The sequence below is a fragment of the Gammaproteobacteria bacterium genome, assembly GCA_021648145.1.
GTDB lineage: Bacteria > Pseudomonadota > Gammaproteobacteria > JAADGQ01 > JAADGQ01 > S141-38.
Window position 1 is genome coordinate 41,117 of sequence record JAKITI010000016.1, and the last position, 20,270, is coordinate 61,386.

General features: G+C 42.6%; 19 protein-coding genes. 13 read left to right on the forward strand and 6 right to left on the reverse strand.

The annotated features are described in order from the left end of the window. Positions 1–273: 273 nt before the first annotated feature. The 3 genes from L3J70_10410 to sat all read left to right on the forward strand — a co-directional run bounded on the left by L3J70_10410 (position 274) and on the right by sat (position 5,070). On the forward strand, positions 274–2,382 hold the full coding sequence (locus L3J70_10410) for a hypothetical protein (protein ID MCF6236764.1): 2,109 nt from the start codon (positions 274–276) through the stop codon (positions 2,380–2,382). A gap of 15 nt (positions 2,383–2,397) precedes the next feature. Beyond that, a complete protein-coding gene (locus tag L3J70_10415; GenBank protein ID MCF6236765.1) occupies positions 2,398–3,762 on the forward strand; it encodes an NAD-dependent succinate-semialdehyde dehydrogenase in 1,365 nt (454 codons plus the stop codon). Positions 3,763–3,852: 90 nt separating this feature from the next. Further along, positions 3,853–5,070, forward strand: coding sequence for a sulfate adenylyltransferase (sat, locus tag L3J70_10420; GenBank protein MCF6236766.1), 1,218 nt, complete (start codon positions 3,853–3,855; stop codon positions 5,068–5,070). A gap of 104 nt (positions 5,071–5,174) precedes the next feature. Here the strand turns inward: sat and L3J70_10425 are convergent, their stop codons facing one another. Then, positions 5,175–6,806: an alpha-D-glucose phosphate-specific phosphoglucomutase gene (locus tag L3J70_10425; GenBank protein ID MCF6236767.1), complete on the reverse strand. Its 1,632-nt coding sequence runs from the start codon at positions 6,804–6,806 to the stop codon at positions 5,175–5,177. 138 nt (positions 6,807–6,944) lie between these two features. On the opposite strand from L3J70_10425, the gene htpG reads away from it, so the two are divergent. Together htpG and rpsD are read left to right on the forward strand one after the other, a co-directional pair. Beyond that, complete coding sequence (gene htpG, locus L3J70_10430; protein MCF6236768.1) at positions 6,945–8,837, forward strand: molecular chaperone HtpG; 1,893 nt, start codon at positions 6,945–6,947, stop codon at positions 8,835–8,837. A 279-nt stretch (positions 8,838–9,116) separates the two neighbouring features. Next, complete coding sequence (gene rpsD / locus L3J70_10435) at positions 9,117–9,737, forward strand: 30S ribosomal protein S4 (GenBank protein ID MCF6236769.1); 621 nt, start codon at positions 9,117–9,119, stop codon at positions 9,735–9,737. Positions 9,738–9,810: 73 nt separating this feature from the next. On the opposite strand, the gene L3J70_10440 is transcribed toward rpsD, so the two are convergent. Further along, positions 9,811–10,578 carry a phosphate ABC transporter ATP-binding protein gene (locus tag L3J70_10440; GenBank protein MCF6236770.1) on the reverse strand — a complete coding sequence of 256 codons (768 nt, stop codon included), beginning with the start codon at positions 10,576–10,578 and terminating at the stop codon, positions 9,811–9,813. Positions 10,579–10,698: 120 nt separating this feature from the next. On the opposite strand from L3J70_10440, the gene L3J70_10445 reads away from it, so the two are divergent. The 4 genes from L3J70_10445 to L3J70_10460 are packed head-to-tail and all read left to right on the forward strand — an operon-like array spanning position 10,699 to position 13,749. After that, a complete protein-coding gene (locus L3J70_10445; GenBank protein ID MCF6236771.1) occupies positions 10,699–12,105 on the forward strand; it encodes a hypothetical protein in 1,407 nt (468 codons plus the stop codon). A 24-nt stretch (positions 12,106–12,129) separates the two neighbouring features. Beyond that, positions 12,130–12,564 carry a YcfL family protein gene (locus tag L3J70_10450; protein MCF6236772.1) on the forward strand — a complete coding sequence of 145 codons (435 nt, stop codon included), beginning with the start codon at positions 12,130–12,132 and terminating at the stop codon, positions 12,562–12,564. 6 nt (positions 12,565–12,570) lie between these two features. After that, complete coding sequence (lpoB, locus tag L3J70_10455; GenBank protein MCF6236773.1) at positions 12,571–13,176, forward strand: penicillin-binding protein activator LpoB; 606 nt, start codon at positions 12,571–12,573, stop codon at positions 13,174–13,176. Between the two features lie 15 nt (positions 13,177–13,191). Then, positions 13,192–13,749 (forward strand): porin family protein, encoded by a 558-nt coding sequence (locus L3J70_10460; GenBank protein ID MCF6236774.1) that lies wholly within the window; start codon positions 13,192–13,194, stop codon positions 13,747–13,749. Between the two features lie 15 nt (positions 13,750–13,764). Here L3J70_10460 and L3J70_10465 read toward each other — a convergent pair whose 3' ends face one another. From L3J70_10465 to L3J70_10480, 4 genes are all read right to left on the reverse strand, one after another. Then, a complete protein-coding gene (locus L3J70_10465) occupies positions 13,765–14,598 on the reverse strand; it encodes an ABC transporter permease subunit (GenBank protein MCF6236775.1) in 834 nt (277 codons plus the stop codon). Then, on the reverse strand, positions 14,595–15,452 hold the full coding sequence (gene pstC / locus L3J70_10470; GenBank protein ID MCF6236776.1) for a phosphate ABC transporter permease subunit PstC: 858 nt from the start codon (positions 15,450–15,452) through the stop codon (positions 14,595–14,597). The genes L3J70_10465 and pstC overlap by 4 nt, the downstream gene beginning before the upstream one ends. Next, entirely contained in the window at positions 15,452–16,270 is an 819-nt protein-coding gene (locus L3J70_10475; protein ID MCF6236777.1) for a phosphate ABC transporter substrate-binding protein, read from the reverse strand. Before L3J70_10475 ends, pstC begins: the two co-directional genes overlap by 1 nt. A gap of 156 nt (positions 16,271–16,426) precedes the next feature. Then, the gene (locus L3J70_10480) at positions 16,427–16,669 is read right to left on the reverse strand and encodes a prevent-host-death protein (protein ID MCF6236778.1); all 243 of its coding nucleotides are present in this window, start codon (positions 16,667–16,669) and stop codon (positions 16,427–16,429) included. A gap of 583 nt (positions 16,670–17,252) precedes the next feature. On the opposite strand from L3J70_10480, the gene L3J70_10485 reads away from it, so the two are divergent. From L3J70_10485 to L3J70_10500, 4 genes are all read left to right on the forward strand, one after another. After that, on the forward strand, positions 17,253–18,080 hold the full coding sequence (locus L3J70_10485; GenBank protein ID MCF6236779.1) for a LuxR C-terminal-related transcriptional regulator: 828 nt from the start codon (positions 17,253–17,255) through the stop codon (positions 18,078–18,080). Positions 18,081–18,184: 104 nt separating this feature from the next. Further along, a complete protein-coding gene (locus L3J70_10490) occupies positions 18,185–18,619 on the forward strand; it encodes a hypothetical protein (GenBank protein ID MCF6236780.1) in 435 nt (144 codons plus the stop codon). Positions 18,620–18,675: 56 nt separating this feature from the next. Further along, positions 18,676–19,110, forward strand: coding sequence for a hypothetical protein (locus L3J70_10495; protein ID MCF6236781.1), 435 nt, complete (start codon positions 18,676–18,678; stop codon positions 19,108–19,110). Between the two features lie 151 nt (positions 19,111–19,261). Next, on the forward strand, positions 19,262–19,534 hold the full coding sequence (locus tag L3J70_10500) for a hypothetical protein (protein MCF6236782.1): 273 nt from the start codon (positions 19,262–19,264) through the stop codon (positions 19,532–19,534). The last annotated feature ends 736 nt before the right edge of the window (positions 19,535–20,270 follow it).

Genomic DNA, 20,270 nt, shown 5'->3' on the forward strand with positions numbered 1-20,270 from the left:
CCGAAATTTTATTCCAGTTTTAAACGATCTCAAGAGTAAATGAAGCTTTTGAGACTGTTTTTAACGTAACTGGGGCGGGAAAGGTGAGCCGAAAAAAGGTTTTTTACTTGATCAAGACTTAATTTAAGTGTTATTTTTTCTAAAGAAATTTCACTAATGAGCGGACAATATAGTAAGACCTTTCTTTAAAAACAGTTTTTAAGATGGGAAAAATAATTTTCGCAGCCTTATGCTGTCGTACATTCAGATATATGTTGTTAAAGGTAATCTAGCATGCACGATAGAAGTTTTGGCTTTACTCAAGTATTGAAATTATGGCTGATTAGTGCAGCTTTTCTGTCAATGCCTGCAGTATGGGCCGCTAGCTTTCAAGTTGATCCTGATGCAGGTGATTCTATAGATTCACTGCCAGGCGATGGTTTTTGTGCCAATGCCAGTGGTGCGTGTTCGTTGCGTGCTGCAATTATGGAATCCAACAGCTTAAATGGTGCCGATTTAATTGTTGTGCCGCCCGGTACTTATCAAATTACACTTGCGACTACGAATGAAAACCAGTCAATTGATGGTGACCTGGATATTCTGGATAGTGTGACCATTGTGGGCCAAAATAGGGATACAACCATTATTGATGGTAATGGAATTGATCGTGTATTTCACATTAAGGATCCAGACGAAAAAGGTACTATTGATGTAACGATCAGAGGGTTGACTATTACAGGTGGGCAGCCGAAAACATTTGTCAGTAATGGGGGTGGCATTAATAATGAGGGGGGATACCTAATCGTCTCTAACGTTATTATTGAAGGAAATTCGGCCAGCTCTGGTGGCGGTATTAACAATAATAACACGGCCTCTAACTCTATTTTTGGTACCTTTATCCTTTCCGATAGTATCGTGCGTAATAATGAAGCGACTCTGTTTAATGGTGGTGGAATTCAAAACCTGAACGGAGAAATGAGCCTTGTTAACTCTGTTGTGAGCGGCAATCGAGCGCCAACAGATCAAAGCAGTGAAGGAGGGCCGTTTATTTTGAGCACTGGGGGACGCGGTGGTGGGATTTATAATGCGGCTAACTTGAGTTTAACGTATGTAACAGTCAGTGATAATATCGGTTCTGGCGGCGGCGGTATTGCTAATTTTCCAGGAGCAGGGTTTTCAGGTGAAAAAACGCTTCTGGAGATATTGGGAAGCGCGATTATAAATAATAAAGCGACTCATACTCAAACTTGGTCAGTGGGGGGTGGCATCTACAATGTGGGTGCGAAAGCAGAAGTAACGATAACTAACTCAACAGTGAGTGGCAATGAAGCATTAAGTAAAGATGAAAATGGTCAGGTTTTTGCGCAAGATAGCAAAGGAAATGTGATCATCAGCCAGGGAGGAGGGGTTTACAGTAGTGGCGGTCAATCTTCAATCGTCACATTACGCAATGTAACAATTTCAGAAAATATTGCCGGTGAGGGGGCAGGGCTGTATCAAAAAGTTGATGGTGCCGGTATGACCTCAATTAAGAACAGTATTGTTGCAAAAAATTGGTTACAGACAGCGAGCTCAGAGCCTACTCCAGGTGGAGATTGCAGTGGCTTAATCAGTTCTGATGGCTATAATCTGGAGAGTGAAGAGCTCTGTGGCTTTAATAATACAACAAAAGGGGAGATAAATAATACGGATCCCTTTTTGGCTGCATTGGAGATTGAGCCAGGGAGTTTGACCGAAACGCATAAAATTGGAGCAGGCAGTGCTGCAATTGATGCGGGTGACCCAAATGAATGTAAATCATTTGAGGATAAAAAGCTGAGCATTGACCAGCGTGGGTTTTTACGTCATACCGATGGTGATGGCGATGGTGTTGCAAGGTGTGATATCGGTGCTTATGAAGCGGGTTCTTTAGGGCCTGCTGTGCTGCAATTTAAACAGCCTAGTTATACAATTAATGAAAATGATGTTACTGGGTTTGCAACGTTGATTGTGCAGCGCACGGGCAACAGTGTGGGTGAAGTCTCCGTGCGTTATAAATTGGCTGAAAGTGACCCAGGAACTGCTTGGCGCGGGACTCATTATAACTTCGTTGAAAGTAAACTCACTTGGGCCGATGGAGAGTTAAGTGAAAAATCCCTCATAGTTAATGTTATTAATGATACCGATTTTACACTGGGTAAAAAAACAGTGGTTTTGGAGTTATATTCTGAAGCTGGTGGAGCCATTATCGGTGGAAATGGCAAGACAATATTGGAAATCATTGAAGATGAAAATGATGTGACAACGGGAAATCCTGGAGCCGGAGGTGGTGAAAATGTTGAACGTTTTGGCGGCGGTGGTGGTTTTTCCGGGTTGTTAACACTGTTTATTTTTTCATTGCCACTATTCAGGCGCTATTTTTAAAAGTACTCATTAGTAATGTCTCTGCTGTCAATCAATCCAGTTAATGGTAAAGTTGTAAATACGTTTAAAGTTTGGGATCAGGCACAGCTTCAATGCGTATTACATGATGTAATGACCGCAACACCATGTTGGGCTGCTCGATCAATCAATGAACGCTCTCAGAGTTTAATTGGTGTTGCTGAAAAATTAAAAGCACGGCGTGAGGAGTTGGCACAACTTGCCTCACTGGAGATGGGGAAGCTTATCGGTGAAGCGCGTACTGAAATTGATAAGTGTGCTGCAGTTTGTGAATATTATGCAAAATACAGCTCACAATTTTTAAAGTCCGAAGAAGTTACTTCTGATGCCAGCAAGAGTTACGTGACATATCAGCCGCTAGGAACCGTGTTGGCGATTATGCCTTGGAATTTTCCTTTTTGGCAGCTATTTCGCTGTGCGGTGCCTGCCTTGATTTCTGGTAATACTGTTTTACTAAAGCATGCCTCTAATGTGCCTCAGTGTGCTCATGCGATTGAGCAAATATTTAAAGCGGCAGGGATGCCAAAAAATATTTTTCGGACGTTGGACATTGAAGCAAAGCAAGTGGCTGATGTGATCAGCCATGACTCTGTACAGATGGTGGCACTCACTGGCAGTGAATATGCAGGCCGTAAAGTTGCGGCAATAGCGGGTGCTCATCTGAAAAAAACAGTATTAGAGCTGGGTGGTACCGATGCCTTTATTGTGCTTGAAGATGCACAGATTGATTTAGCAGTCGAAACAGCTTTAATTTCACGATTTTTAAATGCTGGACAAAGCTGTATTGCGGCAAAGCGTTTTATTGTTGTTGATGCAGTGGCTGATCTTTTTGTTGATTGTTTTAAACAAGCTATTGAAACGTTGCAAATGGGTTCACCACTGGATGAAGCGGTGACATTAGCGCCGATGGCAAGGCTTGATCTGCGTGATGAACTGCATCAACAGGTGATGGATAGTGTGGCTCTAGGAGCAACTCCTGTCACGGGTTGTGTTGTGCCTGAATTAGAAGGTTCTTTTTATCCTGCGTCACTACTGGATTACGTGCGATCCGGTATGCCCGCCTATGAAGATGAACTTTTTGGCCCAGTTGCAGCGGTGATTCGTGTGTCTGATGAAAAAGAGGCGTTAGCCGTCGCAAATAGTTCACGTTATGGTCTGGGTGGCAGTGTCTGGACGGCCGATCAAAAGCGTGGTGAGGCACTGGCTTTGCAAATGCAGTCAGGTGCTTGTTTTGTCAATGGTTTGGTGAAAAGTGACCCACGCTTGCCATTTGGTGGTGTCAAAGCGTCAGGTTATGGGCGAGAATTGTTTCGTCATGGTATTCGAGAATTTGTCAGCGCAAAAACTATCTGGTTACGATAAACAGCCGATTTTCATCTAATTTTTTTGTAGGGGCGAGCCTGTGTGTTCGCCCCGTTTAGTTTTATTGAATTTATTTTAAGGAGTAAAAATATGTCAAAGTTAGTCAAGCCTCACGGTAGTGATGAACTAAAACCGTTGTTGCTGGAGGGTGACGAACGGGCATCTGAACTGGCGCGTGCTAAAAAAATGCCACAAGTCAAAGTGAGCTCACGCGAAGTGGGCGATCTCATTATGATGGGAATTGGTGGTTTCACTCCATTAGCAGGCTTTATGACACACGCTGACTGGTCAGGTGTGTGTGATGGCATGAAATTGTCTAATGGTCTGTTCTGGCCGATTCCTATTACTTTATCGACTGATGAAGGTACAGCCAACAGTATTGATCTGGGAGCTGAAGTCGCATTGGTGAATCGTGAAAATGATGAAATCATGGCGACAATGAAAGTCACAGAAAAATACAGCATTGATAAAGCGCATGAATGCATGATGGTTTTCAAAACGACCGATGAAGATCACCCAGGTGTTGCGATGGTAATGGCGCAAGGTGATGTGAATTTGGCGGGTTCGGTTAAAGTGCTGTCAGAAGGTAGCTTTCCAGTAGAGTTTGCAGATACTTATATGACCCCCGCGCAGACTCGTAAAATTTTTGAAGAGAAAAGTTGGTATACCATCGCTGCTTTCCAAACACGTAATCCAATGCATCGCTCGCACGAGTATTTGGTAAAAATTGCAGTTGAAATCTGTGATGGCGTGATGATTCATTCGTTACTGGGTAAGTTAAAGCCAGGTGATATTCCTGCTGATGTACGTAGCAATGCAATTGGTGAGCTAATTGATAAACATTTTGTAAAAGATACTGTATTACAAGCGGGCTACCCACTGGATATGCGTTATGCTGGGCCGCGTGAGGCTCTATTGCACGCGCTGTTTCGCCAAAACTACGGTTGTTCACACCTGATCGTTGGGCGTGATCATGCGGGTGTGGGCGATTATTATGGACCATTTGATGCGCACCATATTTTTGATGAAATCCCTGCGGATGCGTTGGAAACCAAACCGCTTAAAATTGACTGGACTTTCTGGTGTTACGAGTGTGCTGGCATGGCCTCCATGAAAACTTGTCCTCATGAGGCGAAGGATAGACTCTTGTTGTCAGGGTCAAAACTGCGCAAAGCACTTTCTGAAGGTGATGATGTGCCAGCAGAGTTTAGTCGCCCTGAAGTGTTGAAAATTTTGCGTGAATATTATGCAGGCTTGAAAGATGATGAGAAGGTTGAAGTAAAGCTGAGCGGTCATTCAGCCAGATAGTTTTAACTTGATTTTAGTCTTACAAAAAAGCCGCATTAATATGCGGCTTTTTTTGGTGATTATTTCATGGTTTTATAATATTAATGGTGACTTCTGTGTTGCCACTATGTAATAACAGTGGGTTCACTGCGCCCTGTGCGCTCTTTAATTTCAGAAATTTGATTGGCTATTTGAATGAGTTCAGCCAGTCCTTCTTGAGCATCTAAAACATGCTTTGATTGATCTTTCTCAAAAGACTCCAGATAGATACGAATGGTTGCCCCTTCCGTTCCTGTGCCTGATAAACGAAAGATAATGCGTGAGCCATCGCTAAATAAAATACGAACACCCTGATTTGTGCTGACACTTTGGTCAATGGGGTCGGTATAGCTGAAATCATCGCACTCTGAAACCTGATAATTGCCGAAGGTTTGCCCTTTTATTGATGAAAAATTATTTTTTATGTGCTTCATAAGTGCCGTAGCGGCAGTGCTATCGACACCTTCATAGTCGTGACGCGAATAAAAGTTTCTGCCATAAATTGCCCAGTGATCTAGTGCAATCTCTTCAACAGAAAGTTTACGTTTGGCGATAATGTTTAGCCAGAAAAGTACGGCCCACAACCCATCTTTTTCTCTGATATGGTTTGAACCCGTACCAAAACTCTCTTCGCCACACAGGGTGACCTTGCCCGCATCCATCAGATTGCCAAAGAATTTCCAACCTGTCGGTGTTTCATAACAGTCAATGCCGAGCTTTTCTGCAACGCGGTCAACTGCTGCGCTGGTCGGCATGGATCGTGCGATTCCTGCCAGCCCAGCTTTGTAGCCTGGCGCGAGTGTTGCATTAGCGGCGAGTATTGCAAGGCTATCGCTGGGTGTAATAAAAAAATGGCGGCCTAGAACCATGTTGCGATCCCCATCACCATCGGATGCTGCGCCAAAATCAGGTGCATTTTCACCATAAAGTGTATCGACTAATTCATGGGCATAGGTCAAATTAGGGTCAGGGTGACCACCACCAAAATCAGTCAATGGCTCTGCATTGCATACACTGCCTGTTGGCGCACCTAAACGCTGCTCAATGATGGCTTTAGCGTAAGGCCCTGTGATGGCATGCATGGCATCAAAAGAGAGGCGAAATCCATCTTTGAACAGTGTTTGTATTGCATCAAAATCAAACAGTGAACCCATTAGCTCAGCATAATCTGAAACAGGGTCAATCACTTCAACCTGCATATTACCAATCTGTGATGAGCCGATTTTAGAGAGGTCAATATTATCTGACTCGGTGATCAGGTAAGAATCAAGTTTTTTCGTATGTTCGAAAATAGCGTCAGTGATTTTTTCAGGAGCAGGGCCACCATTACCAATATTATATTTGATGCCAAAATCACCGTTCGGTCCGGCTGGGTTGTGGCTGGCAGAGAGAATAATGCCTCCAAAGGCACTCTGCTTACGGATAACGAGAGAGGCAGCAGGGGTGGATAACAGCCCATTTTGGCCGACTAAAACGCGACCAAAACCATTGGCAGCAGCCATTTTTAAAATAATTTGAGTGGCTTCCTGATTATAAAAACGGCCATCACCGCCTACAACCAGAGTTTTTCCTTGAAAACCATCCAGTGAGTTGAAAATGGATTGTACAAAGTTAGCTAAATAGTGTGGTTCTTGAAAAACGGTTACTTTCTTTCTGAGACCCGATGTTCCGGGTTTTTGATCAGAAAATGGAGTGGTTTGAACAGTCGAGTGACTCATATCCTTATCAAAACCTTATTAATATAAAAGAGGGTGTATTACGTACAGTATCGGTAGACCTTGAAAAACTGGTAGGTCGAACCCACTATTTTGCCATCGTTTGTTAATAAATGGAAAAATAAGGGGAAATATCCTGTCATGACGATTGAATCACATAAAGAGACGCTCGGTTTTCAAACTGAAGTCAATCAGCTTTTGAAACTGATGATCAACTCGCTTTATTCCAATAAAGAAATTTTTTTACGGGAATTGATTTCCAATGCCTCTGATGCGTGCGATAAATTACGTTTTGAAGCGCTGGCAGATGACGCGTTGTATGAAGGCGACAGTGATTTCAAAATCAAAGTCGATTTTGATAAAGAAAAACGTACCATTACGATTACTGATAATGGTATCGGTATGACTCGTGAAGAGGTGGTGGATCATATTGGTACGATTGCCAAGTCGGGTACAAAGCAGTTCATGTCAGCACTGACGGGTGATCAGGCGAAAGATTCCCACTTGATCGGCCAGTTTGGTGTGGGTTTTTATTCAGCATTTATTGTTGCAGACAAAGTGACATTGACCACCCGTAAAGCAGGTTTGGGTCATGAGCATGGAGCGCGTTGGGAATCTGAAGCTGAAGGCACCTACTCACTGGAAACAGTTGAAAAAACAGCTCGCGGTACTGAGATTGTTTTGCACCTTAAAGAGGGTGAAGATGAGCTGTTAGAGAGCTACCAATTACGCTCAATTATCACGCGCTATTCAGATCACATCAATTTGCCGATCGAAATGAAATCAACAGAAGAAGGCAAAGAAGATGAATATGAAGCGGTGAATCGTGCTTCAGCTTTATGGGTTCGCCCTAAGCAGGAAGTCACAGAAGAAGAATACAATGAGTTTTACAAACATGTTGCACATGATTTCGAAGATCCGCTGACATATATTCATAATCATGTTGAAGGTACACAGTCTTATATTTCATTACTTTACATTCCTAAACGGGCTCCTTTTGATCTGTATGAAAGAGAGCGTTCTCACGGAATTAAACTGTACGTAAAGCGTGTGTTTATTATGGAGGATGCGGATCAGCTAATGCCAACTTATCTGCGCTTTGTTCGTGGAGTGATTGATTCTGATGATTTGCCATTGAATATTTCGCGTGAAATATTACAGAAGAATCAGCAGATTGATAAGTTGCGTTCAGCCTCGGTTTCCCGAATTTTGGGCAGACTGGAAAAAATGGCAAAAAATGAGCAAGAGACTTACGCTGAGTTCTGGAAAACTTTTGGCAAAGTAATGAAAGAGGGGGTTGCAGAAGATACTGCAAACCGTGAACGCATCGCCAAGCTGTTACGTTTCTCTTCTACTCATAATGACAATGATGTTGAAGATGTCTCTTTGGATGCGTATATCGAGCGCATGAAAGAGGGGCAGAAAGATATCTACTATATTACTACCGATAGTTATGCTGCAGCCATTGGCAGCCCACACTTGGAAGTATTCCGCAAAAAAGGCATTGAAGTGTTGTTGATGCATGAGCGTGTGGATGACTGGATGATCTCTTATTTGAATGAGTTTGAAGGGAAGTCACTGAAGTCCATTGCTAAAGGAACTCTGGATCTGGGTGATCTGGAAGATAAAGAGGAAAAAGAGGCGCAAAAAGAGACGGAAGAAACGTTTAAGCCTCTTGTTGAAAAAATGCAGAAAGCGATTGGTGATCAAGTTAAAGAGGTTCGTGTCAGTCATCGCTTAACTGACTCTCCATCATGTCTGGTTGTTGAGGAGAATGACATGGGAGCAAGTTTGCAAAAGCTGATGAAAGAAGCCGGGCATAACATGCCGGAAGTCACTCCAATTATGGAGATTAACCCAGATCATGCCTTGGTTGAGTTTATTAAAGCTGAAAATGACGAAGAACGCTTTAAGGAATGGAGCTTGCTGTTGTTTGATCAAGCACTGTTGACCGAAGGCGGACAGCTTAATGATCCTGTTGCATTTGTTCGTCGTATGAACGGATTGCTGCTGGGTGATAAAAAAGCGGCGTAATATATATGGCCTAAATTCTGCAAGCATTATCGCTTGCAGAATTTAGGTATGAGGGAGTCGAGAAGCGGGTCATCCAGCCTTCTTGATATATTGATTTATACAGAGTGTTCGTGTATAAAGCTCGTTCGCAATCCGCCTTATGGAAGTGGTTTTGATCACTTTTTCGATAAATGCGGCACGGGAAGTTATTGCGATGTCTGTTTTTTTACAGATGATCCCAACTTTTTAATTACCGATTTTTAATTAATTATTAAAGCGTGAAGGTAGAGGAAATATATTATGGCTGGAAGTAATCAGCGCACAATCCCCAAGTACAAAATTTGTCGTCGTCTGGGCGAAAATTTATGGGGACGCAGTAAATGTCCAACAAATTCTAAAGGAACACGTCCGGGTCAGCATGGCGCTAAACGTGCTAAAACAACGGATTATGGTGTTCAGTTACGTGAAAAACAGAAAATTAAAGGCTACTATGGCAGCATCAGTGAAAAGCAGTTTCGCGCTATTTTCAAAGAAGCTGCGCGCCGTAAAGGTGATACTTCAGAAAACCTGATCGGACTGCTTGAGTCGCGTCTTGATGCGATCGTTTATCGTATGAATTTTGTACCGACTGTTTTTGCTGCACGTCAGTTTGTTAACCACAAGCATGTCACTGTTAATGGTGTGGTTGTTAATATTCCATCTTATCGTTGCAAGCCTGGCGATATTATTGAAGTACGTGAGAAGAGCCAGAAAATTCCAATGGTCGTTGAAGCGTTACAAAAAATGGAACGCGATATTCCTGATTACTTTACGATGGAAGAAAATGTGAAAGGAACTTTTAAAGAGATTCCTGTGATCAATGATGTTCCTTATCCTGTTCAAATGAGTCCAAATCTTGTTGTGGAATTTTATTCTCGTTAAGGTTTTTCATTGACCTTGATAAAAAGCCTGACTTCAGTCGGGCTTTTTTGTGCTTTTTAAAAAGTAATATTTTTTAGCAGTCACACACACTCCACTTTAAAAACTCGCGGCTCTCAATACGCTGTGGCTGCTTAAAAAAATCAGAGCCAGCCGCTTGCTCGATGATTCGTCCTTCACAAATAAAAATAACCTGCTTGCTGATGCGCATTGCTTGAGCAATGTCGTGCGTGACACAGAGCATCGGGATTGTTTCTGAGAGATCAAATAATGATTGTTCAATAAGTTGTTTAGATTTAGGGTCAAGTGAAGCGGTAGGTTCATCAAGCAATAAGAGACCAGGTTTAATGGCTAATGCTCTGGCTAGACACAAACGCTGTTGTTGGCCAATAGAAAGATGACGGGCAGGCATCTCCAGGCGATTCTTGACTTCATCCCATAAGGCAGCAGCACGTAAACAGCGCTCAACTAATTCATGAGCTTTACGGCGTTGATTAAATCCACGGATTCCAAAAGTAACATTTCTATAAACAGAGCGAGGAAAAACACAGGGTTTTTGACCAATTAACCCTACATGTCGGCGTAATGCAGTCATGCCACCAGGCCACTTTCGTGTGTCGTGTCCCGCAACGCATACCGAGCCTGTCCAGTGTTGTAATAGACCATTTAAACAATGTAGCAAGGAGCTTTTCCCTGCACCTGATGGCCCAATCAACGTTGTAATTCCAGTCGAAGGCAAGTTAAAAGATAGGTCGTGTAAAATGGTATCCCCTTGTATTGCCAAGCTCAGGTTTTGAACTTGAAAAAAAGGAGTGCAGTTTTTGGTTTTTTGAATGGCTTGCATATTGAACACTCTAAAATTAACTTTATCTGTAGTTAAGGTTATATCAATTATAGATGTGCAGTCATCTTCGCAAGACGTTATAGTGCGTGTGTGATGAGCTTATTGGTGGCAGGAGTGCAGATGAAAGTGAAGGGGGTCGTGGTATGGGGGTTGTTTTGCGCCGTCCTGCTGAGCGGCTGTGCGACTAATTCACTCTTCAGCCCTTACCCATTGCAGGCGGAAGTCATCAAGCAAAAAATCATGGCAGGTGAATTTTCTGCCGCGCAAATGTTACTGGGAAAACAGAGTCAGGGCGCAGACAAAATACTCTATCTAATGGAGCGGGGGCGTATCTCCCAGATCGCCGGGAACATTGATGCAAGTGTGCAGGATTTTGAACAGGTGCTGGATCTATTTGAGGCGAATGAGGCCGCAGCAAAAATGACCGCTTCAGGTGCTATCAGCAAGGCTGGAGCCATAATGCTGAATGAAAATGCGATGCCGTATCGTGGTGAAACTTATGAACGCGTTTTTGTTCACAGTTTTCAGGCGCTGAACTTCCTTAACCAGCGAAACCTTGAGGCGGCCGCTGTTGAGGTACGGCGTGCCAATCTTGAGCAACAACAAGCGTTGCTTGAGTATGAGGATGATCTGAATAAGGCGGAACAGCAGGATACAAAAGCCAGAAATAAAGCGATGATCCTTGCTAATAACAGGAATTATAAACAGAAGTTTTCATCATTGACTTCACTCTCATCCAAAGTCAAAAACTCTTTTCAAAATGCCTATACCTTCTATATATCAGGTCTGATTTATGAGATTAATGGCGAATACAATGATGCTTACATCGACTATAAAAAGGCGCTGGAGATCTATCCCGATAACAGTTATTTGCGTGGTGATGTAGTACGTTTGGCGCGGTACCTCGGAATGGAAGAGGATCTGGAACGAATCAAGGGTAGGGTTTCTGAAGAAAAAATGGTATCTCTGGCCAAGGGAGAGAGTCGGGTGGTTGTGCTTTATGAACAGGGGTATGCGCCAGAAAAGCAGGAAATTAATCTTTTTCTTGATCTGTACGGAGTGCCTAATAATATGGTATTTCCGACCTACGTGAATCATAAAAAAAATTATCGTCCACTGGTTGTTGGGTTAAGTGGTGATCGCCTTGGTGAAACTGAGACGATCGTCGAAATTTCTGCAATGGCAGCCAAGGCATTGGAAGAGCGGCTTCCAGGAATCATTGTTCGGCAGGGGTTGCGTGCCATTGCTCGCGAGCATTGGAGTGATCGTCATCAGGATAATCTCTTTGGTGCGCTGGCGGGATTGGGGCAACTATTATTAAACCGTGCTGATCTGCGTAGTTGGTTGACGTTACCTGCCGAGGTGCAGATTCTGCATACCGTTGTGAATGGAGGGCAGCAGACATTGACGTTGAGCAATGGGCTTTATAATGATGAGATGAGCATTCAGGTTTCCCCTGGGCAGACTACGGTGATACATGTCATTGCCGCTGGTGGTCGATTGCACACACGGGCAATAACGTTATAGAATGAATATATATGGAGTATTCAAATGAAAAGAGTCGAAATGAGTCAACATAACCGCTATATAAAGGTGCTTCCTTTGATGCTGTTCGTGATGTTACTGAGTGGTTGCAGTACCTCGGGCATTGAAGCGATTGGTCAACCTAGTGCGGCTGGTACTGAAGTTAAAAAGCACTTGCTGATACATAATGATGCACTCGCCAAAAAAATTACGATTTCAGATATGCGCAGTCGAGAGGTGGGTGGATTGCTTGAAGTCAGGTTGAAACTGACCAACCTGACTGGCAGTGATAAAGAGGTGTCATATCGTTTTTCCTGGTTTGATCACGATGAGTTTGAAGTTGAAGCGGGTACGGATGGCTGGACTCCTGTGAGCTTGCATGGCGCACAGAGTGTTAGCGTGTATGGTGTCGCACCAAATAGCTCTGTGAAGAGTTACCGATTAAATGTAAAGGGGCAGTAAATGTCGATGAAAAAATATTCAACTCTGGCTGGAATATTATGGGTCACCGTATCGCTGCTGCTATTGCAAGGTTGTGCAAACAAGGTGGGTTACAAGGATGCCACTGAAGTTGAAACAACGAGCGTTGAGTTTGGTTCTACGGATTTACAACAAATGGCCACGAAAATGGTTGACTCATTGTTGGCTTTCCCTCCGATTGTAGAGGCGACCAGTCAGCGTCGTCCGGTGATGTTTGTTGAGAAAATCAAAAACAAGACCACGGAGCATATTGATACAGAGTCGATCACAGATACAATTTCCACCCGCCTTCTACGTTCCGGAAAATTCCGTTTTGTTGATATGACCAAAGTAACCGAAGTGCGCGATCAGTTAGCGTTTCAGAACGAAAGCGGTATGGTCGATCGTAACAGTGCTGTGCAAATCGGTCGTCAGATCGGTGCTGAATATATGATGTATGGCAACTTGAGCAGTATTGTGAAAAGGAGCAGTAGTGTGAAGGATGTCTATTACAAATTGACGCTGAAAGTGATGCATATTGAAAGTGGGATGATTGAATGGTCTGATGAAAAAGAGATCCGCAAACAGCGTGAGAAATCACTGTTCGGATTGTGATTAAGGAGGGTTGAAATGAAACTGAAATCAAAAGTTGTTCTTGCCACGATGGCGATATTGGCATCACCTGTTATTAATGCAGCCGATTCAGATATTGTCACCAGCCACAGCAAGATAGGTCAGGGGTTTGCCCCTTATCTCGGTGTTAATCTAGGAAGTGCCAAGTATGATCTGGCAAATGACAGTTCGCCTTCATTCTCTATTTTTGGTGGGCTGAAATTGAATGAGCTGTTGTCTATTGAGCTGGGTTTTGTCGATTTTGGTGATGTTGATGCCGTCTCTGTAAAGAGTGAAGCTAGTACACTTTATGGTAGTGTGGTGGCCAATGCTGATTTGTCAAATGAATTAACGGCTTTTGTACAGATTGGGCTGGCTAATTGGGACTATGATGTGGGTGCGGTGAATGACTCCAGTGTTGATGTTTTTTTTGGAGGAGGGTTGAACTATGAAGTTGGGCGTAATCTGACGGCTCGTTTCGCCATTCAGAAGTTTTCAATGGATGCTAAAATTTCGAATACTGCGGTGGATGAAGATATTCTGAATGTAAACTTTGGTCTTTTGTACCAGTTTTAGGCGCGTGAATACCGCTCATGATGCTCCTGCTTTTTTTAATACGCGTGCCGCGATTCCAAAAAATGCGATTAAGGTGATCAATACGGCGGCACTGCCCCATGCAGTGCTTACAGCAAGTGGATTTGAGCCTTCCTGGGCAAGATAAAATATGTGTGTTTGAAGGGTGGGGACGGGTGAGAAAATTGAGTCTGGCCATTGTACACCTGAAAAAATGGTGGCGGTAAAAAGAATCGGGGCTGTTTCACTCAAAGCGCGGGCAACTCCCAGTAGCAAACCGGTCAAAATATTAGGCCACGCCTCTGGAAACCAAACCCGCCAAACCACTTCACTGTCCGATAAGCCTAATGAACGTGCGGCATTCGTATTGTTAGCTGGGATACGTTGAATGGCAGATATCGTATTTAATACCATGAGTGGAAGTACCACGACTGCTAAAATAACGATGCCACTGGCCAGTGAAATTCCCCACTTTAAAGCATGTACAAAAATGATTAAACCGCATAAGCCAAATACGATCGGTGGAATACCTTGAAGGGTATTGAGTAGGGAATTTAACCACTGTTGCTGCCAGGGTGAAGCGAATAACTTGTGATAGAGAGCCGTACCGAGCGCAAAAGGGGCTGCGAGTAAACATGCGCCCAAGGCTAAAATCAGTGAGCCTGTGAGTTGTGGCAAAATACCGCCGGACACGCCAAACTCAACCCCATCCTCTGCTGTACTGATAAACTCTAAATTCAGCACGGGCAGGGCTTGCCAGAAAATATAGATCAAACAGAGCGCAGGAAGTAGCAGCGCAGGCAGTGCCAGTAAAATAATCACAGACTTTGTAAATACATCACGCTGTATCATGGTTTTTTTAGGGCTTCTGTTGGTGTGGTTGGGCGTAGGGAAATCACAGCCACGGCCATAGCAAATAAAGCCAATAGAAGGCCGCAAGCCATCAAAGCAGACCAATGAATGGAGTCCACTCCGGCTTCGGCCATTTCACGGCCGAGCCTGGATGTCAGTGTTTGGGCGGGTTCGAGCAAGTTGTACCAAGGTTCAGGAATGCGATCAATTGAACCCACAACCAGCATAACGGCAATGGTCTCACCCATAGCTCGGCCCATGGCGAGCAGTGTAGCAGTGCGAACGTAAGGCCATGATTCAGGAATCATAATTCTAAGCAAACGCTCACTCCAGTCCAGCCCCAGATTAGTTGCGGCTTCTTTCTGGGCTTTGGAAACACTGTATATGGCATCTTCTGATAACAGCATGATCGTGGGTAAAATCATAAGAGCGAGAAGCAAACCTGCGGCAAGCAGGCTCCGGCCTGAGAGTAAATCGAATTGCACTTCAATAATGGGGAGAAGTACCCATAGCCCGATCAAACCGTAAACCACCGAGGGAATACCTGCGAGCAGCTCCATACCAAAGCGAACGAATTGCCGAGCAGGTTCGGATAACAGTTCAGCACTGAAAAGCGCAGCAGAAAACCCCAAGGGAACTGCAATCAATAGTGCGAGTGAAACACTCCAAAGTGTACCAATAACGGCAGGTAGCATGCCGTATAACGCCTCATAAGGGTACCACTCTGTTTCAAATAAAAAAGTGAATCCCTGAGATTGAACCAGAGGCCAGGATGCTTGTACCAAAAATCCGATGACTAAAAAAATTGTGGCCGTGGCGAGTGCGGCTGAAAGTGTGCAATAGAGCTTTAACATTAATGAATTGGAAGGTAACCTACATTTTGCACAATTTTTTGCCCTTCAGGTGACAATAAAAAATCAATAAACTTACGGGTTTTATCGGATGCATTTTTAGGTAGTAAAATATCCAGAGTTCGTTGAATGGGGTAGTGGCTATCAGTGATGTGAGTGAGTGACCCAGGCTCATGGTTTGCGCCAATAATGGCAAGCGCACGTACCTGGTCATTTAACCAGGCAGTTGATAGCATGCCAATGGCTTGGTCACTTCTGGCAATTGCGGCTTGCTCTTCATTGTTAGAGCCTGTAATGATGGATGCACCTCGTGCTCTTGCCTGAGCATGACCCAGTACAACTTTCGCAAAAACATGCCGAGTACCTCGTGAAGCTTCTTTGTCAATGACTAAAATAGGTGTGTCAGCCCCGCCGACACTTTTCCAATTACGTCTCTTGCCACGATAAATATCCGCGATTTGCTCAATACTTAACTGTTTGATACCTGATAAATAGACGGTTTTGGAAACAGCGATTGCAACCACATCACGTGCGATGGGTATGGTTTCTACGCTGTTATTGAAGCTATTTTTTTCTTGCTCGGTAAGCTCACGAGATACCATACCAATCTGCGCTGTACCTTGGCGTATGCTGGCGACCCCAACTCCGGAACCACCGCCCGAAACAGTTAATATAATATCAGGATGTAAATGACGGTAACGTTTAGCGGCTTGTGCCATGATGGGTAGCACGGTTGTTGAACCCACGATACTGATTCGATCAGAGGCAGCGGGAAGATTAAAGCTGGATATTAGCAATAAAATAGCAAGCAGGAATTTCATTGAAGTTCCATTTTTATAGAGTGATCATTGATAATAGTGAGTCAGTTTCTACTCTGTCCAAGGGTTCATCAGCGATTTCTTCCACAACCCTTCGTACATTTGTGTTGCAGTTGTCCTTGCGTAATTCAGACAGAACACAAGTATCCAGTAACACCCTCACAGGTCAACCTCTCGCATTCCTGATTTATCACGGTTCAGAGCAAGGTCATCCAGATTCGGGGTTTGCTTGAGCAGGAACTCTTTAAAACCAGGTCGCACTCCTGTCAGTCGATCATACTCTTGCTGTGCGAGTAGAATAACAGTGTCATCACGGCGTGAAATACGTTGTGGCCCTTCAATCAAGGCTCTATTAACGACCTCACTAAAAAGATTTTTTGCTTCTGCCAAACGCCAGTCCATCTCTTTACTCCACCATTAATCTAGCCAGATTATTTTATAGCAAATGTGTTGTCAAGCTCTGTTTGATATGCTGTTTCTTTTGTTTAGAACAGCCTCAGCATACTTTGATCTGAGGCTTTTTGTTTTCCAGAATCCAGCGTATAACGACTGAACTATCGAGAACATTAAAGAGCGTCAAGCTTGGCAAATAGACTTTTCTATGCAGGGGTATGAAATAAAATAACCGCATTGATTGGTGTAGTCTCTGTTTTTTGTGAGCTTCATCACAAAAACAGATTGTTATTTTTTGTCGTGGAATAACATATTGTAACCCATGTTTTTTTGTGATTTACTAAATGTGTAAAAAATATTGACACGATTTTTAATAATAAAAACAATGAGATTGTGATCTGTGATCTGTGATCTGTGATCTGTGGTGACTCCTGTTGCCTATGCAGATTGGCTCTCTTTTGAAGAGTTGTTCACTTCAATATTATGTATTCAAATCGGTCAAAATCAATTTTTTATTAAGATACTAAACGCACTTGGTTTGTTGGTGGGTTATCTCAGCAGGGTGTAATAATCGAAGCGATCAGGGTGGTGTATGTATTGCAACTGTTTAAGTGAATCTTGCAAGCTTGAAGTTTTTTCAATTATTGAGTCATGTCTCAATTTTCATTCAAACGATGAGTTTGAAAGCATATTAAAAAGAACACGGGAGCTGATGGGTTATGAGATGATGGCATGTGGTATAGGGATTCGAGACGGTCGTTCGATGAAAGCTGTCACAAGTCTGAACAAAGGGTTTCCTGAAAAATTTATTTCAATGATTGTTGGCTCATCGGGTCAAGTCATATCTCCACTGTTTTGTCATTGGTTTGAAAGCCAATCACCACAGGTATTGGATGTTCATAAAGAATCTTGCCAGAGTTCTTCTGACGATATCGCTTTTTACCAGAGGTTTTCAATTAATAATGTCATGTCTCATGGCGTACTGGATTGTGGTCAGGGTTATGCATCGTATTTTGGTTTTGCCAATATAGTGGGTGGCATTGAAGAGCGTCATGTTGACCTGATGAAGATTCTAGTCCCTCATTTACATGCTGTATATACAAAAACAGCAGCTGTAAAAAAGGCTTTATCACCTATATTTCCAGTGGTTTCAACACTCCAGAGCGGTGACCTTTCAGATCAATATCTGGTTGCTCAAGCGGAGGTATCCCACAATAAAAAAATACTTTCAGCGCGTGAAACTGAAGTATTGAGATGGGTGTATTTAGGAAAAACTAACTGGGAAGTCGCGCAAGTGTTAAGTATTAGTGAGCAAACCGTGAAAAACCATGTTAAAAAAATCACTAAAAAGCTTGACGTAAATAATCGACAGCATGCTACTGCCAAGGCACTTCAAATGAAAATCATAGTAATCCAGTAAAATAATAGCCCTTTCGGGCTATTGCTATTGGTTTTTTCTGTGTGTAAATTAAACCTCAAGTTGTCAAAAAACTTTACATTTTAAATAGTAACTGGAGAAATAACGTGAATAAAAAATTAATAGCGGCTGTATCAATGTGTGCCTCAGTTTACTCTGGCACTTTGCTTGCCAATAGTGATGAAATCTCTTCACAACTGGAGAGTGTTCTCAAGTCACAGAATGTGGCCATGTCAAAAGATTCAGAATCCATTGAAGGTGTGATGAAGAGTATGCACTCTGAATCTCCTGCTTCTATGCATGTCAAGGTTGCAATGGAACAAATGTTTCCTGTTTATGATATGAATGTCTCCCTGCAAGAGTTCAGCTTTGTTGGTGTGAGTGGTGATTATGCTATTGCACGGGTCAAAGAAAAAATTGAAAAAATCAGTGGGCCAGCATCATTTAAGAGTCAAGTGAACGAAAAAATACATATATTCAAACAAGAACAAAGTCAATGGAAACTCTGGCAGGCTATAGCCTTGGATGTGGAGTATCTGTAAGGTTTTTATGAATCACATCATACAAAAATAATATTTTTATAGAGGTGTAGGTTTCTATGAATAAAAAATTAACAACAGTTATATCTCTTTGTGCTTCGGTCTATTCCGGCACCCTACTTGCAAACAATGGTGCTGTGTCATCGCAGCTGGAAAATGTGATGAAAACACAAGCCGCAGCTATGTCAAAAGATTCAGAGTCCATTGAAGATGTGATGAAGGTTATGCACCCTGAATCTCCAATTTATATGCATGAGAAGACAAAATTAGAGAGATTGTTTCCAGCGTCTGATGCCAATATTTCATTGATCAAGTTTAATTTTGTCGGCATTAGTGGTGATTATGCTGTTGCGCGGGTAAAGAGCAAAGTGGAAAAAATCAGTGGCATTGCATCAATAAAAGACCATGTATATGAAGGGATATACGTATTCAAGCAAGATCGGAGCCAATGGAAAATCTGGAAATCAGTTTTATTGGATAAAGAGTATCTGTGATATTTTTGAATTCTCTTTTGATTGATAAAGGAAGAGAGTTAGGAGTTTCCGGTGGTGGCTGCAACCACCACCGGAAAAGTCGCTTCTAACTGTTGTTAGAGGCATTTTGAAACGAAGCGTAATTATACGCTAATTAATGAGGTAACTCAAAATGAGAGAATTAAATTTTAGTGAAGTTGAGCAGGTTTCTGGTGGTCTTGATTGGCTCAGTAAATTTATTTTCGGGGCTGCTACAGGGCTAAGCCCAATAGCTTTGCTCACTCAATCTGATGATGTTGGTCTAGGAAGTGATATTGTTTCGCCTCAGCCTTGGCCTCAGGATCCGTATGATTTCGGTATTGGTGATTATGGCACACCGTATAACCCCCCAAACTATGGTTATACCCCTCCGTCGAATGAAGGCTATGGCCCCCCCGGATGGTAGTAAATAGCTTCGATTCGTGATCTAAATAAAAGATGATGAAGATATCCCCTCCTTTTTGTTGAAAGGGAGGGGGTTAGTTTTGTGAGGTCTGAAGTGTCTATAGAATAAAACATCTGTGGTGCGGTTTTTTGTAATTATTAATGAGGTGAATATTATTTATGTATGCCTATACTTTACTCGTTAGTTTAACAAAAAATAAGTTTTCTTTAAAAAAAATATATCTTATTGGTTTGCCAGCTGAATTAGGTGGTGTGTTTATTGGTTTGATTTTATCAACTTATCATTGGTTACTTTTTTTCGTTGCAGTAGCTGCTGCTGTGTTGTTTTATTACTGCACCTTCAAATATCTGTATAAATTGGAAATGTATAAGAAAGGTTGTATTGAAAAGTCGTTTTACTACCAAATTATATTGGCTCAAATTATATTTATATTGTGTGTTCTTTTGTTCATGCAATGGATTTTATGGTGATGGCTTAAAGCTGTAATTATTTGATATAATAGCATTTATGAAATGTTATTAAGAAGTTAAATGCCCGAAGTGTAGTGGCAACCAAATAATGAAATCAGGGCTTAGCAACAAAGGAGTTTAGCGTTATTGTTGCAAAAATCCCGAATGTAAAATGAACACTTTTATGCTGAGTTATCGAAATAAAGCTTATGAAGCTGGGGTTAAAAAACAAATTGTGGATATGGCAATCAATGGAAGTGGCATACGTGATACTGCTCGAGTACTTG

What these genes read in the sequence shown, in the direction of transcription:
- L3J70_10410 (MCF6236764.1), top strand. Translation starts at nt 274, where the DNA reads ATGCACGATAGAAGTTTTGGCTTTACTCAAGTATTGAAATTATGGCTG.
- L3J70_10415 (MCF6236765.1), top strand. Translation starts at nt 2,398, where the DNA reads ATGTCTCTGCTGTCAATCAATCCAGTTAATGGTAAAGTTGTAAATACG.
- sat (MCF6236766.1), top strand. Translation starts at nt 3,853, where the DNA reads ATGTCAAAGTTAGTCAAGCCTCACGGTAGTGATGAACTAAAACCGTTG.
- L3J70_10425 (MCF6236767.1), bottom strand. Translation starts at nt 6,806, where the DNA reads ATGAGTCACTCGACTGTTCAAACCACTCCATTTTCTGATCAAAAACCC.
- htpG (MCF6236768.1), top strand. Translation starts at nt 6,945, where the DNA reads ATGACGATTGAATCACATAAAGAGACGCTCGGTTTTCAAACTGAAGTC.
- rpsD (MCF6236769.1), top strand. Translation starts at nt 9,117, where the DNA reads ATGGCTGGAAGTAATCAGCGCACAATCCCCAAGTACAAAATTTGTCGT.
- L3J70_10440 (MCF6236770.1), bottom strand. Translation starts at nt 10,578, where the DNA reads ATGCAAGCCATTCAAAAAACCAAAAACTGCACTCCTTTTTTTCAAGTT.
- L3J70_10445 (MCF6236771.1), top strand. Translation starts at nt 10,699, where the DNA reads ATGAAAGTGAAGGGGGTCGTGGTATGGGGGTTGTTTTGCGCCGTCCTG.
- L3J70_10450 (MCF6236772.1), top strand. Translation starts at nt 12,130, where the DNA reads ATGAAAAGAGTCGAAATGAGTCAACATAACCGCTATATAAAGGTGCTT.
- lpoB (MCF6236773.1), top strand. Translation starts at nt 12,571, where the DNA reads ATGAAAAAATATTCAACTCTGGCTGGAATATTATGGGTCACCGTATCG.
- L3J70_10460 (MCF6236774.1), top strand. Translation starts at nt 13,192, where the DNA reads ATGAAACTGAAATCAAAAGTTGTTCTTGCCACGATGGCGATATTGGCA.
- L3J70_10465 (MCF6236775.1), bottom strand. Translation starts at nt 14,598, where the DNA reads ATGATACAGCGTGATGTATTTACAAAGTCTGTGATTATTTTACTGGCA.
- pstC (MCF6236776.1), bottom strand. Translation starts at nt 15,452, where the DNA reads ATGTTAAAGCTCTATTGCACACTTTCAGCCGCACTCGCCACGGCCACA.
- L3J70_10475 (MCF6236777.1), bottom strand. Translation starts at nt 16,270, where the DNA reads ATGAAATTCCTGCTTGCTATTTTATTGCTAATATCCAGCTTTAATCTT.
- L3J70_10480 (MCF6236778.1), bottom strand. Translation starts at nt 16,669, where the DNA reads ATGGACTGGCGTTTGGCAGAAGCAAAAAATCTTTTTAGTGAGGTCGTT.
- L3J70_10485 (MCF6236779.1), top strand. Translation starts at nt 17,253, where the DNA reads ATGTATTGCAACTGTTTAAGTGAATCTTGCAAGCTTGAAGTTTTTTCA.
- L3J70_10495 (MCF6236781.1), top strand. Translation starts at nt 18,676, where the DNA reads ATGAATAAAAAATTAACAACAGTTATATCTCTTTGTGCTTCGGTCTAT.
- L3J70_10500 (MCF6236782.1), top strand. Translation starts at nt 19,262, where the DNA reads ATGAGAGAATTAAATTTTAGTGAAGTTGAGCAGGTTTCTGGTGGTCTT.